Raw genomic sequence first — 16,305 nt, forward strand, 5'->3', positions numbered from 1 at the left:
CCTTAAAAAAGCGTACTTTTGCGCCCATATACCAATTATAAACATATTGATTTACTATGGCACAATACGAATTATTGTTACCAAAAATGGGAGAGAGTGTTGCCGAGGCAACAATTATCAAATGGACCAAACAACCGGGAGATGTAATTCAACTGGATGATACCATCTTGGAAATTGCTACCGATAAGGTAGACTCTGAAGTGCCGTCGCCAGTTGCCGGAAAACTGGTTAAACAGTTGTTTGTGGCCGACGATGTTGTTCAGGTTGGTGCAGTAATTGCCATCATTGAAACTGAAGGTGGCCAAGAAAGTGCTCCTGTTGAAGAAACTAAAGCTCCTCAAGAAACTCCAGCCGTAGTTGCAGAGAACATTCCTGGAATTAGCCAATTGCCAAATACACCAACTGAGCCGAACAAACCTCAGGATTTTAAAGAATCTGATCGTTTTTATTCGCCATTGGTTAAAAATATAGCCACACAAGAAAACATTTCTATCGCAGAATTAGATCAGCTTAAAGGGAGCGGGGCCGATGGCCGTGTAACCAAAGACGATTTGTTGAATTATGTACAGCAAAAGAACGGAGGAGCTCCAGTTGTGGCTGCCCAACCCGCTCCGGTAGCCAAACCTGTTGCAGAGCCTGCTAAAGTACAGCAGCCAGTGGCAGCTGCGCCAAGCTTAAACGGTGGCGATGAAATTATCGAAATGGACAGGATGCGCAAGCTGATTGCCGAACATATGGTAATGAGCAAGCACAATTCGCCACACGTAACCTCGTTTGTTGAAGCCGATGTAACCAATTTGGTGATGTGGCGCGATAAGGTGAAAAAGACTTTTGAACAACGTGAAAACGAAAAAATTACCTTTACGCCAATTTTTGTAGAGGCGGTTGCCAAAGCCATCAAAGATTTTCCGATGATCAATGTTTCGGTAAACGGAACCCAGATTATCAAAAAACGCGATATCAATATTGGTATGGCTGCTGCTTTGCCTAGCGGAAATCTGATTGTACCGGTAATTAAAAATGCCGATCAATTGAACCTGCTTGGTCTTACGAAAGCCGTTAACGATTTGGCTTCGAGAGCGCGCGGTTCTAAACTGAAACCAGACGAAACCCAAAACGGTACATTTACCTTGACCAATGTGGGTTCTTTTGGCAATGTAATGGGTACGCCGATCATTAACCAGCCTCAGGTAGCCATTTTAGCCGTTGGTGCCATTAAAAAGAAACCAGCTGTGTTAGAAACAGAATTTGGCGATGTAATTGCCATCAGGCACATGATGTTCCTGTCGTTATCTTACGACCATAGGGTAGTAGATGGTGCTTTAGGCGGATCATTTGTTCGTCGCGTAGCCGATTACCTAGAAAATTGGGATCTGAATAGAGAAATTTCTTAATAAAGCAAAAGCCCTCGAATATTTCGAGGGCTTTTTGCATAGAAACAAAACAAAAAATATTTTGATAGCTAGTTTACAAGCAAGCCTTCTTCAGCGATGGCCTTAATGTCTTGTTGGCTATAAGTCAATTTGCCTGTTTGGGCAATAAATACATCTTTGTTTAACAGCAACTCACGATTTTCGATCAGGTTTTTTAGGCTGATGCTGCCAATTACATATTTATAGTCGTTACGGGCAAAACGCTCAGAGATATTTTCTACCTGCAGTTTTTCTACGGTATATTCGTGTACATAGCGCAGGTAAACCTCGATGCTTACTTTATCGGTATGGATCAAGCCATTTTGCTGGTGATACTTTTTATACTCGTACCTGTAATCGTAACGCAAAGCTGCGATATCAGAAAGTACTGCTGCGCCAGTAGGGTGGCCACCGGCACCTTTTCCGAAGAAAAACTGTTTATCGGCGAAAGCAGCCTGTACGGTTACGCCATTGTATTCGTTTTCTACGTTGTACAAGAAATCATCAGCCTTTACAAATTTTGGCAATACAAAGGTTACGATCTGTTTGGTGCTGATCTTACGGGCAGTCGGTACCAATTTGATTTTGAAGTTTTTCTCCCTTGCATATTGGATATCGGCATCAGAAATATTCTGGATGCCTACATTTAAGATATGATCTGGATTAATGAACAAGCCATAAGCATGTGCCGTGGCAATGGTTAGTTTAAATTTAGGATCATAGCCACCCACGTCTAAAATTGGATCGGTTTCGGCAAAGCCTAAATCTTGGGCTTGTTGCAAAGCGGTACCGTAGCTTAGGCCTTCGTTAAATATTTTAGAAAGAATATAGTTTGAAGAACCATTAAAGATTCCACTAATTCCATGGAGCAGTTCGTTATCGTAATATTCTTCCAGGTTACGGATAATCGGAATACTGCCGCATACTGCACCTTCATACAGTAAAGAAGTGCCATGTTCGGCTTGCAGTTTCACCAGTTCTTCTAGGTGCGTAGCAATCATTTTTTTGTTGGCCGATACCACGTGTTTTCCGTTGCTCAACGCTTTTTTTGCAATCTGAAAGGCGGCATCTGCATCGTCAATCAGTTCCACAATGGTATTGATTTCTGGATTGTCCAGGATTTCATCATGTGAGGTAGTGAAAAGATGTGCATCAAGACTACGCTTCTTTTCTGGGTTTTTGATGGCGATTTTTACCACCTCTAAATTCAAGTTCTGTCCACGGATGATATCATGCAGGCCCTGTCCAACCACGCCAAATCCAAATAATCCGATTTTAAGTTTCTTGCTCATTTTATATTTTTTGTTAATTCAATTAGTAAATTTTAATTGTTCATTAGTCATTAGTTCATTGGTGATTTAGACTATGGACTACCGACTTCTGACTTCCGACTAAGCACTAGGCTGTCTGATGTAACTTGATAATTTTCTTGTCGCTGCTTTCTTTTAAAAAGTTTCCGATAATATTGGTCAGCTTATCTGTTTCAATCAAAAAGCCATCATGGCCATAAGCACAATTGATGCTGCTGAACCGGGCATCTGTAATGTGCTCGGCCAAGAATTTCTGCTCGCTGATAGGGAAGAGGATATCGTTATCTATTCCGATCACCAAGGTGTTTGCTTCCACTTCGGCCAATGCCGCTACAATGCTTTTCTTGCCGCGACCCACATTATGGCTGTCCATCGCTTTGCTCAAATACCAATAGCTGTAGGCATTAAAGCGCTTGCACAATTTTTCGCCTTGGTAGTTTTGGTAAGACGAAGCCCTGTAATTTCCGGTTTTATCGTTCACACTTTCCAATTGGGTAGCCGTATAGGCTTCGTAGGTACGATAAGAAAGCAAGGCGATGCTGCGTGCAGCTTTCAAACCTTTTAAGCCACCGTCTGGCTGGTTGGCATAAAATGTTCTGTCGGTACTGATGGCCAAACGCTGACTTTCGTTAAAAGCAATTCCCCAAGGCGAATGAACCGCATTGGTGGCTACTAAAATCAGGTTTTCTACCGTGATGGTTTTGGCAATAGCCCACTCTAAAGCCTGTTGGCCACCCAAAGAACCACCGATCAATACTTTTATGCTGTTAATCCCCAAATGATTGGCCAGTAATTGGTGCAAACCGGTCAAATCCCTAATGGTAAATTCTGGAAAAGAAAGATAGTAAGGCTGGCCAGTTACCGGATTAACGCTTAACGGATTGGTAGTGCCGTAATGCGAGCCCAAAATGTTTGCACAAATGATGAAATGCTCATTCGGGTTAAACAAGGCGCTGTTGCCAAACAAACCATCCCACCAGTCTAATACATCGGCATTAGCGGTTAGGGCATGGCAAGCCCAAATCACATTGTCTTTATTGGCATTCAGTTTTCCATAAGTTTGATAGGCAATTTCTACATTACGCAGCTTTTTGCCGTTTTCCAGCTTATAGATCTTAGGGTGTTTATATGTGGATGTAGTACTCATTTTTTGTTGGTAGTATATATAAAGTTGGATGTGCTAAGGTTGGAAGGTTTAAGTTTGGATATTATAAGGTTAATTGTAAACGGCTAACTGTTCATTGACAACTGAAAAAGCTTGCTCAAAATCGGCGATGATGTCATCGATATGTTCGATGCCGACAGAAACACGCAGCAGGTTCGGCGTAACACCGGCTGTAAGCTGCTCGTCGATGCTCAATTGCTGGTGCGTAGTGGCTGATGGCTGGATGATCAGTGTTTTGGCATCGCCTACATTGGCCAAATGGCTAACCAATTTTAAGCTGTCAACCAAAGCTGTTGCATGTTCCTTCTCGCCATTCAGCTCGAATGAAAGTACGGCGCCAAATCCATTACGCAGGTATTTTTTGGCATTGGCATGATATGGACTGCTTTCTAGGCCCGGATAGTTAACCTTGGCAACAGCCGGATGGTTTTCTAGCCAGGTAGCCAAAGCCAATGCATTTTCTACATGGCGTTGTACGCGTAGCGAGAGCGTTTCCAAACCTTGGATCAATAAGAAAGAATTGAAAGGAGCCAATGCCGGACCAAAATCGCGAAGGCCTTCTACACGGGCACGGATAATAAACTGGATATTGCCAAAAGGGCCATCTTGTCCGAAAACATCATCGAAAATCAAGCCATGGTAGCCTTCTGATGGTTCTATGAATTGAAAAAACTTGCCGTTGCCCCAGTTGTAGTTGCCACCATCTACAATTACGCCGCCAATGCTCGTGCCATGACCGCCAATCCATTTGGTAGCAGATTGCACCACTACGTTAGCGCCATGTTCTAATGGCTTGAACAAGTAACCTGCTGCGCCAAAAGTATTGTCAACCACTAAAGGCAAATCATGTTTTTTAGCGATAGCAGCGATCTTTTCAAAATCAGGAATGCTGAAAGAGGGATTGCCAATGGTTTCTACATAAATGGCTTTGGTATTGCCATCAATTTTGGCTTCAAAGTCTACAGGATCATCGCCGTTGGCAAAACGGGTTTCGATGCCTAAACGTTTAAATGCTACTTTAAACTGATTGTAGCTACCACCATAAAGGTGATTTGAAGATACAAAGTTATCTCCGGCCTGTAAAATATTGTTTAGGGCAATAAATTGGGCCGCTTGTCCAGATCCAACCGCTAAGGCAGCAACGCCTCCTTCTAAAGCCGCAATTCTCTTTTCGAATACATCTGTAGTAGGATTGGTTAAACGGGTATAGATGTTACCAAATTCCTTTAGCGCGAACAGGTTGGCGCCGTGTTCAGAATTTTTAAAGCCATAGGAAGTGGTTTGATAGATAGGTACGGCTCTCGAGCCGGTTGTAGGGTCTATTTCTTGTCCAGCGTGTAGCTGCAGGGTTTCGAATTTATATGAAGTTGACATGGTTTCTAAGTTTTAATTGTAAAATTGAAATGTTGTAATTTCGAATGTGGCGAAGCTTTTTGGCTTAAATCCAGCATTAGCGATCAGCGTACCTCGATTTTTCGAGGCCTTCCAGATTGAAAAACAAAGGGGAAGAATTTTGTGCTTAGTATATGCGACAGCACATACAACACATCAACTGAGGGTTACAGCAAAACTGATTTACATTTAAAAATGAAACCGACCTGTTGGGTTTTGAACTTGGGTTTTCGCTAAGGAGCGATGGTGAATTGAACTTTTTCATTTTCTTCAATTTATATTTCCAAACAACACCATGTTGCCCGGCCAGGAATTGGCACCTTCTCCGTTAGGGAGGGTTGCCAGTGGGTCAAAGAGCCTGTCTCTCGCCACTTCTTTATAAATCAAATCTTAAAAAGATATTGACTTGGAAATTCAGCTTTCGCCGAATAATGTTTCAAAGGTATGAGAAAATTTAAGAAACTGCAAAATAAAATTTCGATTTATTTTTAAATTGCTGATAGCTAAGGTTTAATGTGTATACTTTGTTGGTGTATGGTCCTTAGTTTAAGGATCGATAGTTTAGTTTCAATTGCTAAATCTTATCCAGTGCCTGATCCAAATCGGCAATCAAATCGTCGATATGTTCTAGGCCAACCGACACCCGAATTAAATTTTGTGGGGTTTTGGTATCCGGACCTTCAACAGAGGCACGATGCTCGATTAAGCTTTCTACGCCTCCCAAACTAGTAGCCTGTGCAAACAAATGCACATTGTTGACTACGGTTCTGGCTTTTGCCGCATCACCCTTTACCAAAATGGAAAGCATCCCTCCAAAATCTCGCATCTGTTTTTTGGCGATTTCATGTTGTGGGTGAGAAGTTAAACCAGGATAGTAAACGGCTTCAATTTTAGGGTGTTTTTCTAAGTATTCGGCCAGTTTTGTTGCGTTTTCGCAATGGCCTTTAATGCGATAAGCCAATGTTTTTAAGCTACGTAACAACAAGAAGCAATCGAAAGGAGAAGGAACTGCACCACCGGTTTGCTGTACATTTCTAATTTTCTCCCAAAACTCGTTTTTATGTGCAGTAGTTAAACATCCACCCAAAACATCGCTATGCCCGCCAATGTATTTAGTAGTAGAGTGCATCACGATGGCAGCGCCCAACTTAATCGGGTTTTGCAAAATAGGAGAGGCAAAAGTACTGTCGCAGGCAAAAATCAGCTGGTGCTTTTTACAAATTGCGGCAAGGGCTTCGATATCGGTTATCTTTAAAAGCGGGTTGGAAGGTGTTTCGGCCCAAATTAAAGCCGTTTCGGGCCTGATGTAGCTTTCGATAACTGAAATATTGGTGAGATCGATGAAATCGAAGGTTAAGGTTGAAGCAAAGATGGTCTGCAACTGTTTTTTAAAGCCCCAGTACATATCGTCTGGCGCGATAATGTGGCTTCCGGGTTCTAATGCCTGAAAAACAGCCATGCCAGCGGTATTGCCCGAAGAAAAAGCGCAGGTGTCTTCACCAAATTCAAGCGCTGTGATTACGTTCTCTAATGCCGACCTGTTGGGATTGCTCACTCTACTGTACATGTGTCCGCCAGGATAACCACCATCATCGCCCCTTAAAAAAGTAGTAGAGAGACTAATTGGCATGGTTACATCGCCGGTAGCACTTTTTGTTAAATTGAGGGCATGGATGGCAGTAGTTTCGGGTTTCATTTTTTCTTCTTAATTAACAATGTTTTATCGCAAAGCTAAATTTTAATCTTAAAAGTTGTAAGTTTTGGCAAGATTTGTGTAATTAGCATATTCAAAAAACAAGTATATGAAAAGAATATTTTTAATAGCAGCTTTAATTTGTAGTTCATTAATAGTGTTACAAAGCTGTTCTCCGAAAACAACATCAGGCGCACCTGCAGTAAAAAGAGGTGGCGTAACCGGCAATTGGGTATTAAATAACATCACCTTTGATGGTATTCCTGATATTGCGGTAAAATCGTTCTTAGGCGAAAGCTCTTATAAATGTTTTATTGGTAGTACTTGGAACCTGACCAACAGCGGAAATGGCAGCTACAGTTTGCCATCGAGTGCAACTTGTGCCGCGAAAGTACAGACTATTTTCTGGTCGGTGAGTCCTGCAGATGAGACTTTCCAGTTCAAAAAACTATACGAAGGCGATAAAGCTAAAAACGTAACCGAAGGCTATCGTTTAATGCTGGCAGCAGCCGATGATGTAAACATGACCATCAAATCGCCGATTGAGTACGGCAACAAAACTGCTTATATCGTAATGAATTTTTCTAAAGCAGCTAAATAAGCGCGCTTAACAAGATAATAAGAGCCATAGTTGTACGGACGTATAGCTATGGCTTTTTTTGTTCATTAACTTTTTTACTGATTAGCTTACTGAACCGCCAGTTCAAAATCTTGATTTCAATCAAGAAGTTCAATTTAACGACTGTATACATTTGAAAAAAATAAACAAATGAAAAAACACACAGTCATTATTACGAAATTCTTTCTGATACTGGTAGGTCTGGCATTTCTAAATATTGCTGTACAGGCAATTCTTAATCCGCAAAGTATCATGGATTTGGTTTCGGTAAAGCTCGATAACATTAGTGCCCGAAATTCAATCAGAGCCTATTACGGAGGTGTAAATATGATGTTTGCATTTTATCTGATTTATGGATCATTTAAAATGCAAAGAGAAGCCCTCGTTTTAGTATTGCTTTATTGCGGTGGTTTTGCACTTGGCCGTTTGTACAGCATCGTTGCAGAGGGAGAGCCAAGTACGTTTATATTAACGTGGTTAGGGATCGAAAGCTTACTTGCCGTAATTGCTTTGCTTCTGCTTGCAAAACAGAAAGTAGCTTATCAATAAGTATGGTTAAACGTGGAGTAGCTCGTTGTAGCGAATGGCCTCACTCCATAGCCCCGATAAAAGCGGCAGCCCCGAGGCACGAAGGCTATAGCGGATAGCGGGACTGGCGCTGACAACAGCAACAATTAAGCGCTTCAAATACCTAGTGTTAACGTGATCGCAATGACAATTCATCGAAACTGAAAACCGCCAATTTCCAGCCGCAAACTGGATATCGTTTCTAAATAAGCCATTTTTACAAGAAAATGATGTTCAATTAGGTCATTATTGTACTTTTGCCTAAACATTAATAAAGGATGGCAGTGCAAGCTTTAGATATTCTTCTCCATAATCCAACTATTTCAGCGCCTCTACTCGCAATTGCCCAAAAGGTAAAAGACGGTCAACGCGTTACTTTTGATGAAGGCGTGTACCTGTATGAGCATGCCGAGCTTGGGTATTTGGGTGTTTTGGCTAATTACATTCGCGAAAAGAAACATGGCGATCTGACCTATTTCAATCGCAATTTTCACTTGGAGCCCACCAATTTATGTGTGTACGATTGCAAATTCTGCTCTTATTCGAGGCTGATTAAGCAAAAGGAAGAGGGTTGGGCACTTACCATGGAAGAGATGATGGATGTAGTGAGGAAATACGATAACGAGCCGGTAACCGAAGTGCATATTGTAGGTGGCGTTTTGCCACAGTACGATGTAGCTTTTTATTCGGCGTTGTTTACGGCGATTAAGAAACACCGTCCAGATTTGCATGTAAAGGCTTTGACGCCTGTAGAATACCACTATATCTTTAAAAAAGCCAAAATAGACTACGCTACGGGCATGAAGCTGATGAAAGAAGCAGGCCTGGAGTCGATACCTGGTGGCGGTGCAGAGATTTTTCATCCCGAAATACGCGAACAGATTGCAAAAGACAAGTGTACAGGCGATCAATGGTTGGCTATACACGAAGAATGGCACAAGCTGGGCATGCGCTCTAATGCCACCATGCTTTATGGCCATATCGAAAAATTTGAACACCGTGTTGATCATATGGAACGCCTGCGCCAATTGCAGGACCGAACCGGAGGCTTCCAAACCTTTATTCCGTTAAAGTTCAGAAACCAACATAATCAGATGAGCAACGTAGCGGAGGTTTCTGTAGTAGAAGATTTGAGAAACTATGCTATTGCACGTATCTATATGGACAATTTCGATCATATCAAGGCTTATTGGGCAATGATTAGCAGGGAAACGGCTCAGCTTTCGCTTAATTTTGGGGTGGATGATATCGATGGTACTTTGGATGATACCACTAAAATCTATTCGATGGCAGGTGCCGAAGAACAAAACCCGGCCATGAGTACCAAAGAACTGGTAGACTTGATTAGGCATGTAGGTCGTAAGCCGATAGAAAGAGATACTTTGTATAACGTGGTCACCGATTTTACCGATGTGGTGTTTGAAGAAGACGTTAAGCCACAATACTATAAATTGCCAGTTGTAAACTAACATAGCTTTTCAACCTTAAAACCTTCCAACCATTTAAAACCTTAAATGAAAGAACTTTATATCATCAGACATGGTGAAACCGAATTGAACCGCCTGGGCATTGTGCAGGGGCGTGGGGTAGACAGCGATCTGAATGATACAGGAAGGGCACAGGCACAGGCATTTTTCGACCATTACCAGTCGATTCCCTTTGATAAAATCTATACCTCGAGTTTAAAACGTACCCATCAAACAGTAAAAGGATTTATAGATTTGGGCTTGCCTTGGCAAGAGTTAGACGGCTTAGACGAGTTGGCCTGGGGCCTTTGGGAGGGACAGCCCAATACCGAAGAAGCGCGGCATGCCTTTTTGCAATTGGTAGAAGCCTGGCAAAGCAGCGATTACGATGCTAAATTTGAGGGAGGAGAAAGTCCCAACGAGGTGTTGGATCGCCTAAAAGAGGCTATGCAGGTTATCGTAAGTCAAGAAGACGAAAAAACGGTACTGGTTTGTATGCACGGCAGGGCCATGCGTTTGCTGTTGTGCTACCTGAGCAATAAGCCTTTGTCTGAAATGGCCGATTTCCCGCACCAAAACACCACGCTCTATAAAGTGAACTACGAGAACAATGCCTTTAGGGTTATTGATTTCAATAATACAGATCATTTAAAAGAATTGTCATAAAAAATTGTCACAGAGAGCTTGTCGATTGCAATTTTGTAGAGCTATCCTTCGACGGCTCAGCATGACAAGATAAAATAAAGAAAAACTTTGAATAAGATTAAGATTTCAGCAGTTTCCTATACCAATACCAAGCCATTTATTTACGGAATTGAAAGATCTGAAGTGAAGAACCAGATCGATTTGAGTTTAGATATCCCTTCAGATTGTGCGCAAAAACTAATTAACAATCAAGTAGATATAGGATTGATTCCTGTAGCGGCCTTTCCGTTGGTTCCTAATGCCAATATCATTGGTTCCTATTGCATTGGCTCAGTGGGTGCAGTAAATTCTGTCTTTATTTTTTCGAACGTTCCGGCGCAGGAAATCAAAACGCTGCGTCTAGATCCGCAATCGCGTACCTCAAATAATCTGGCCAAGGTTTTATTGAAATTCCATTTTAAGGTAGAAGTTCAGTTTGTAACCGATCCGGCAGCTGAGGCAGATGCCCTGGTTTTGATCGGCGATCGCACCTTTGGCCGCGTAGCAGATTTTGCCTATGCCTACGATATGGGAGAGGAGTGGATGAAGTTTACCGGTTTGCCTTTCCTTTATGCGGCTTGGGTAGCCAATAAAGCCATTCCACAGGAGTTTGTTGCTGAATTTGACGAGGCCTTAAAGCTGGGCTTGGCGCACCGAAAAGAATTGCTGCAGGAATTGCCATCAATCCCAAATTTTGATCTGGACGATTACCTGTTCCATAAATTGGATTTTGAACTGACCCCAGCCAAAAGACAGGCCATGGAGCTGTTTTTGGGCTACATCCAGCAACTGTAATTTGCTTTATTTGCACAGCTACAAAGCATTGCGCTCCAAGGGCAGTTAATTTGTGATTTAAGAAAAGCAAGGACAGTTTTTCATTTGAATGTTAGTACTGCTTTCTGCTAAAGTTTTTCGCTTTGCTCAAAACTATCGCTGCCAATCAGGTTTAGGGAGCTACAGTCTCTGCTATTAGGTTAGGTTGCACTGGTTAAAGTTAAGTAGCCCAGATTGCAGCGGCATACTTTTTTGCCTTTAAGCAAAAAAGATATAGCGAAAAGCTGGACAGCCTCTAATTGTTGCACTGGTATTGCGCTTCAGATACAATTAGCACATTTTAGGTTTCATGAATTTTTGGGAAAACAGGTGCAGTTTTTCATTTGAACGTAAGCTCTGCTTTCTGCTAAAGTTTTTCTCTTCGCTCAAAACTATCGCTGCCAATCAGGTTTAAGTAACAAAGGTTTCTGCTGTTCTATCAGGTTATACTGACTTCAAAAACCAACATTATTTATCTTTTGGTATGAATAGATTTCTTGTTGGTGAAGAACACCAACAAGGGCAGGGAAATCTATTTTTTAGCTTTTGAAACAGTTTTTTTAGGCGTAGCGACTTTAGCTTCGGCCGGCTCTTCGGTAAGAACAGCTTTCTTTTTAGTCGTTGCCTTTTTAGCAGGCTCTTCAGTTTCAGCGGCCTTCTTTTTAGTTGCCGTACTTGCTTTTTTTACAGGTTCTTCGGCTGCAACAGCTTCTTTTTTGGTTTTCGTGCTGGTCTTTTTAACAGGCCCGGCTATAGCGTCCTCTTGCTTGACAGCAGTTTTTGCTTTTTTAGGCTTGCTTACAGGTTCATCGGCAACAACAGTTTCTTTTTTGGTCTTTGTCGCTGTTTTTTTAGCAGGTTCAGTTGCTGTTTCCTCTTTTTTAACTGTAGCTTTTGCCTTTTTTACCGGCTCGGTTGCTAAAGTTTCTTCTTTAGCCTTAGTTGTTCCTTTGGCTTTCTTTGGAGCTTCGCTTGTTTTTTTAGGTTCTTCAGCTACAGCTGTTTCTTCCTTTACAGGAGCGGCTTTTACAGCAGGGGCTTGCAGGTAAATTTCTAATAGTTGTTTCAGGTAAAGATCTGGCTTGGGCATTCTCACAATGGTACCAGGTTCCTTGTCTTGCGATTGCTTGATATAAGCTGCTTTGATCTTCCCCCAATCTTTAGAATAGAGTTTGATAAATAGGGCTACAAATTCCTCGTGTGTATATTTTTTGGGTAGCCTGCCTAGTACTACCTGAATTTTTTGTTCTTTGTTATGTAATATTGCCATTAGCTTTAATTTGCTCAAAGATAGCCTATATAAAGCTAATTTAAGCTTTGGTTAACAGAAATATGCGTAAAGGCTTATTAATGAGTTAAAAGTGAACGACGATCAAACAATACTTTGAAGATTTTTATCTTGTTGTTTTCCAGTTCGTACCAGCCTGCAGCTAAAATCGTCTCTTTGCCCATATTGATATCATAAAAAACAGCTACGCCCTTTTCGTCGGCAAACAGCCTTTGTATACTGTATTTGAAGCGCATCTTTTTCATGTCTTCGATATAAGTGTCGGCATCATCCCGAGTGCCCATTACGCCTATGAATTTCATGTCATTGTTCAAAAACGTTCTGGCTTTGGCAAAATCTTCGGCGTTAAGTGCATCTAAAAAGCCCTGTACAATTGCTTTACTTTCCATGTCTTTAATTATTGGTTCTTAATTATAAACAATGGCAATGGCTTGGAGTTTTAACAAACGGATACCTGTTAACATTTCGCATAATTTCTCCACAAACGTTTTATCGCTAAGCCACAAGATAGTATATTTACGGTTCTTAAATCCATATCAATTTTGGCGAAGGCAACAGCGAAAGAAACCCCATTAATGCAACAATACAATACCATCAAGGCTAAATATCCTGGTGCGTTATTGTTATTCAGAGTCGGAGATTTTTACGAAACATTTGGCGAAGACGCCGTTAAAACTGCCCAGATTTTGGGCATTGTGCTGACCAAAAGAGGAACCGGCCCAAATGGGGCATTAGAGTTGGCAGGCTTTCCGCACCACTCGTTAGAAAATTACCTGTCTAAATTGGTAAGGGCCGGACAAAGGGTGGCTATTTGCGATCAGCTGGAAGATCCAAAAATGACCAAAACCATCGTTAAGCGCGGGGTTACCGAATTGGTTACACCAGGAGTTGCCTACAACGATAATATTTTAAGCCAAAAATCGAATAATTACCTCGCCGCTGTTTTCTTTGATAAGCAGACCATGGGCGTTGCCTTTTGCGATATCTCTACCGGAGAATTCCTGATTGCCCAAGGCAGTTCAGAATATATAGACAAGCTCTTGCAGAGCTTTAGGCCTACGGAAGTGGTGTTCCAGAAACACAAGCGCCAAGATTTCTTTAGCCTCTTTGGGGATAAATTTTATACCTACGGCTTAGACGATTGGGCTTTTACGCCAGATTATGCCAACGAAACCCTCACCAAGCATTTCGAGGTCAACTCGCTTAAGGGTTTTGGTGTAGATAAATTGCAGTCGGGGGTAATCGCAGCAGGGGTAGTGCTATATTACCTGGGCGAAACCGAGCATAGAAACCTGCAGCACATAACGGCTATTTCGAGAATTGAAGAAGATCGTTTCATGTGGCTCGACCGTTTTACCATTCGCAACCTCGAATTGGTGAGCTCTGCTAACGATAATGGCGTAACCTTGTTCAGCGTGCTCGATCAAACCAGTACGCCTATGGGTGCGCGCTTGTTGCACAAGTGGATTGTGATGCCATTAAAAGAACTAAAGCCAATCCAAGAACGTTTGGGCATGGTTGATTATTTAGTGAACCATGAACAATTGCTCGATGAATTTTTAGGACATATCAAGCCTATTGGCGATTTAGAGCGACTGATTTCCAAAGTGGGTTTGCAAAAAGCCGGACCACGCGAACTCATGCAGCTGAAAAGGGCACTAGAGCATATCAATGAAGTAAAACAGTTGGCAGAAAAGACGGGAAATGCCTTTTTAACCGCCTTGGCTTCGCAACTGGATCCTTGTTTAAGTATCAAAGAAAGGTTGGAGCGCGAACTGCAGGCAGATCCACCAGCTTTATTGATCAAAGGGAATGTGATCGCCGATGGCATAGACGACGAATTGGACCGACTCCGTAAAATTGCCTATGGTGGCAAGGAGTATTTGGTCGAAATCCAAAAAAGGGAAGCAGCCAGTACGGGCATTCCATCCCTGAAAATATCCTTTAATAACGTGTTTGGGTATTATCTGGAGGTAACGCATACCCATAAAGATAAAGTTCCAGAAAGCTGGATCCGCAAACAAACTTTGGTGAATGCAGAGCGTTACATTACACCAGAGCTAAAGGAATATGAAGAACAGATTTTAGGTGCCGAAGAAAAAATACAGGCCATTGAAGTAAGGCTATACAATGAGCTGATGTTTCAAGTGGCACATTACATCAAGCCGATCCAACTCAATGCCTATTTAACGGCACAGCTTGATGTGTTGCTTTGTTTTGCCCAATTGGCTATCAAAAACCATTATGTAAAGCCGGAGCTAAACAATAAAAAAGATTTAGACATTAAAGGCGGACGTCATCCGGTAATAGAAAAACAGTTGCCAACCGGCGAAGAATACATTACCAATGATGTGTTTCTGGATAATGAAGGTCAACAGATCATTATCATTACCGGTCCCAATATGTCGGGTAAATCGGCCATTTTACGGCAAACCGCTCTCATCGTGCTCATGGCGCAGATGGGTTGCTTTGTTCCGGCCAAATCGGCCAATTTGGGGCTGACGGATAAAATATTCACCCGTGTGGGAGCTTCAGATAATCTTTCGTCGGGCGAGAGTACGTTCATGGTAGAAATGAACGAAACGGCAAGTATTTTGAATAACATTTCAGATAGGAGCTTGATTTTATTAGACGAAATTGGCCGTGGTACCAGCACTTACGATGGTATTTCTATAGCTTGGGCAATTGCCGAATTTTTACACGAACATCCAACGGCAAGGCCTAAAACGCTGTTTGCTACGCACTACCATGAGCTGAACGAGCTGGAAAATACCATGTCGCGCATCAAGAATTTTAATGTAGCGATCAAGGAAGTTGGCAGTAAGATTATTTTCCTGCGCAAGCTAGTGCCTGGGGGTAGCGAACATAGTTTTGGTATCCATGTGGCCAAGCTGGCGGGCATGCCATCTAAGTTGATCAGTCGTGCCAACGAAATCTTAAAACGCTTGGAAATTGATCGCACCGAAGGGCAGAGCATTAAAGACAGCATCAAGAAAGTGCAAAATCAAGCCTATCAATTGCAGATGTTTGCGGTTGACGACCCTGTATTGATCAAAATCCGTGATTCGCTCAATAACCTTGATGTAAATACGCTCACACCAGTTGAAGCCCTGTTGAAATTAGATGAAATACAGCGATTGATTAAGAATTAGTTTGGAGTTGGGAGTATTGAGTTCTGAGTTATGAGTGCTGAGTTGTGAGTGCGGACCAGCTAATAACTAACCAACCAACAACGACTCAACGAACAACTAACAACGAACAGCCAAACATGGTTGAAAAGTGGAAAACTGCTGACAGATTTAATTTTTAATTAATTTATCTTGGCAGCGTTCATCAAATCGTAACTTATGATCAAAGCCATAAACATCAATTTGCAACGCAGGCAGCTTCTTAATTCGCGTACATTTGTTCAAATTGCTTTGGGTATTTTGCTTGCATTAACTTTGGCTTCTTGTGGGAGTCGAAAATATACGGCCAGACCAGATTTAAAAGCTTCGAAAGTGGCCGATGCAATGGCTAATCTCAGGAGCAAGGAGCTGTACCGGTTTATTACAGACTGGACAGGAGTAAAATATCGCCTCGGCGGCTTAGATAAAAGTGGCATTGACTGTTCTGGTTTCGCTTTGTTGCTCGAAAGAAATATTTATGGCTTAACTTTGCCCAGACGTTCCCGTGATCAGGCCGATTCTGTAAAGAAAAAAAGCCTTGGCAATTTAGAGGAAGGTGATTTGGTCTTTTTCTCTTTTGGAGGCAATGAAGTAGATCATGTAGGCGTTTACTTAAATAACGATTTTTTTGTCCACGCTTCTACCACAAGAGGGGTAGTGGTTGACGATTTGAATTTGCCTGTTTATCAGAATGCAATTGTAAAAACAGGAACCTTAAAATAAATATAT

At 41.9% G+C, this 16,305-nt stretch carries 14 protein-coding genes and 1 riboswitch; of the genes, 8 read left to right on the forward strand and 6 right to left on the reverse strand.

Annotated features, from left to right (window positions below; all coding sequences use genetic code 11):
* Nucleotides 1–56: 56 nt before the first annotated feature.
* Nucleotides 57–1,394 carry a dihydrolipoamide acetyltransferase family protein gene (locus AC570H_RS05680; protein ID WP_497352591.1) on the forward strand — a complete coding sequence of 446 codons (1,338 nt, stop codon included), beginning with the start codon at nucleotides 57–59 and terminating at the stop codon, nucleotides 1,392–1,394.
* Nucleotides 1,395–1,462: 68 nt separating this feature from the next.
* On the opposite strand, the gene AC570H_RS05685 is transcribed toward AC570H_RS05680, so the two are convergent.
* The 4 genes from AC570H_RS05685 to AC570H_RS05700 form a co-directional block, all read right to left on the reverse strand.
* Nucleotides 1,463–2,704, reverse strand: a complete 1,242-nt coding sequence (locus tag AC570H_RS05685) for a homoserine dehydrogenase (protein WP_497352593.1) — start codon at nucleotides 2,702–2,704, stop codon at nucleotides 1,463–1,465.
* A gap of 106 nt (nucleotides 2,705–2,810) precedes the next feature.
* Nucleotides 2,811–3,869 carry a homoserine O-acetyltransferase family protein gene (locus tag AC570H_RS05690; RefSeq protein ID WP_497352595.1) on the reverse strand — a complete coding sequence of 353 codons (1,059 nt, stop codon included), beginning with the start codon at nucleotides 3,867–3,869 and terminating at the stop codon, nucleotides 2,811–2,813.
* 69 nt (nucleotides 3,870–3,938) lie between these two features.
* Complete coding sequence (locus AC570H_RS05695; protein ID WP_497352597.1) at nucleotides 3,939–5,261, reverse strand: O-acetylhomoserine aminocarboxypropyltransferase/cysteine synthase family protein; 1,323 nt, start codon at nucleotides 5,259–5,261, stop codon at nucleotides 3,939–3,941.
* A gap of 290 nt (nucleotides 5,262–5,551) precedes the next feature.
* A riboswitch (SAM riboswitch) is annotated at nucleotides 5,552–5,664 on the reverse strand.
* A gap of 189 nt (nucleotides 5,665–5,853) precedes the next feature.
* Nucleotides 5,854–6,975, reverse strand: a complete 1,122-nt coding sequence (locus tag AC570H_RS05700) for a trans-sulfuration enzyme family protein (RefSeq protein ID WP_497352599.1) — start codon at nucleotides 6,973–6,975, stop codon at nucleotides 5,854–5,856.
* Between the two features lie 106 nt (nucleotides 6,976–7,081).
* On the opposite strand from AC570H_RS05700, the gene AC570H_RS05705 reads away from it, so the two are divergent.
* The 5 genes from AC570H_RS05705 to AC570H_RS05725 all read left to right on the forward strand — a co-directional run bounded on the left by AC570H_RS05705 (nucleotide 7,082) and on the right by AC570H_RS05725 (nucleotide 11,103).
* The gene (locus tag AC570H_RS05705) at nucleotides 7,082–7,573 is read left to right on the forward strand and encodes a hypothetical protein (protein WP_497352601.1); all 492 of its coding nucleotides are present in this window, start codon (nucleotides 7,082–7,084) and stop codon (nucleotides 7,571–7,573) included.
* A gap of 168 nt (nucleotides 7,574–7,741) precedes the next feature.
* Complete coding sequence (locus AC570H_RS05710) at nucleotides 7,742–8,140, forward strand: DUF4345 domain-containing protein (protein WP_497352603.1); 399 nt, start codon at nucleotides 7,742–7,744, stop codon at nucleotides 8,138–8,140.
* A gap of 296 nt (nucleotides 8,141–8,436) precedes the next feature.
* Nucleotides 8,437–9,627: an aminofutalosine synthase MqnE gene (gene mqnE / locus AC570H_RS05715; protein ID WP_497352605.1), complete on the forward strand. Its 1,191-nt coding sequence runs from the start codon at nucleotides 8,437–8,439 to the stop codon at nucleotides 9,625–9,627.
* Nucleotides 9,628–9,672: 45 nt separating this feature from the next.
* Nucleotides 9,673–10,290 (forward strand): histidine phosphatase family protein, encoded by a 618-nt coding sequence (locus tag AC570H_RS05720; protein WP_497352607.1) that lies wholly within the window; start codon nucleotides 9,673–9,675, stop codon nucleotides 10,288–10,290.
* Between the two features lie 87 nt (nucleotides 10,291–10,377).
* Entirely contained in the window at nucleotides 10,378–11,103 is a 726-nt protein-coding gene (locus AC570H_RS05725) for a menaquinone biosynthetic enzyme MqnA/MqnD family protein (protein ID WP_497352609.1), read from the forward strand.
* Nucleotides 11,104–11,653: 550 nt separating this feature from the next.
* Here the strand turns inward: AC570H_RS05725 and AC570H_RS05730 are convergent.
* On the reverse strand, nucleotides 11,654–12,391 hold the full coding sequence (locus tag AC570H_RS05730) for a hypothetical protein (protein ID WP_497352611.1): 738 nt from the start codon (nucleotides 12,389–12,391) through the stop codon (nucleotides 11,654–11,656).
* Between the two features lie 77 nt (nucleotides 12,392–12,468).
* Nucleotides 12,469–12,798, reverse strand: a complete 330-nt coding sequence (locus AC570H_RS05735; RefSeq protein ID WP_497352613.1) for a nuclear transport factor 2 family protein — start codon at nucleotides 12,796–12,798, stop codon at nucleotides 12,469–12,471.
* A 153-nt stretch (nucleotides 12,799–12,951) separates the two neighbouring features.
* On the opposite strand from AC570H_RS05735, the gene mutS reads away from it, so the two are divergent.
* Both mutS and AC570H_RS05745 read left to right on the forward strand, forming a co-directional pair.
* The gene (mutS, locus tag AC570H_RS05740; protein ID WP_497352615.1) at nucleotides 12,952–15,561 is read left to right on the forward strand and encodes a DNA mismatch repair protein MutS; all 2,610 of its coding nucleotides are present in this window, start codon (nucleotides 12,952–12,954) and stop codon (nucleotides 15,559–15,561) included.
* A 195-nt stretch (nucleotides 15,562–15,756) separates the two neighbouring features.
* Complete coding sequence (locus tag AC570H_RS05745) at nucleotides 15,757–16,299, forward strand: C40 family peptidase (protein WP_497352617.1); 543 nt, start codon at nucleotides 15,757–15,759, stop codon at nucleotides 16,297–16,299.
* Nucleotides 16,300–16,305: the final 6 nt, after the last annotated feature.

The sequence above is a fragment of the Pedobacter sp. B4419 genome (assembly GCF_059693725.1).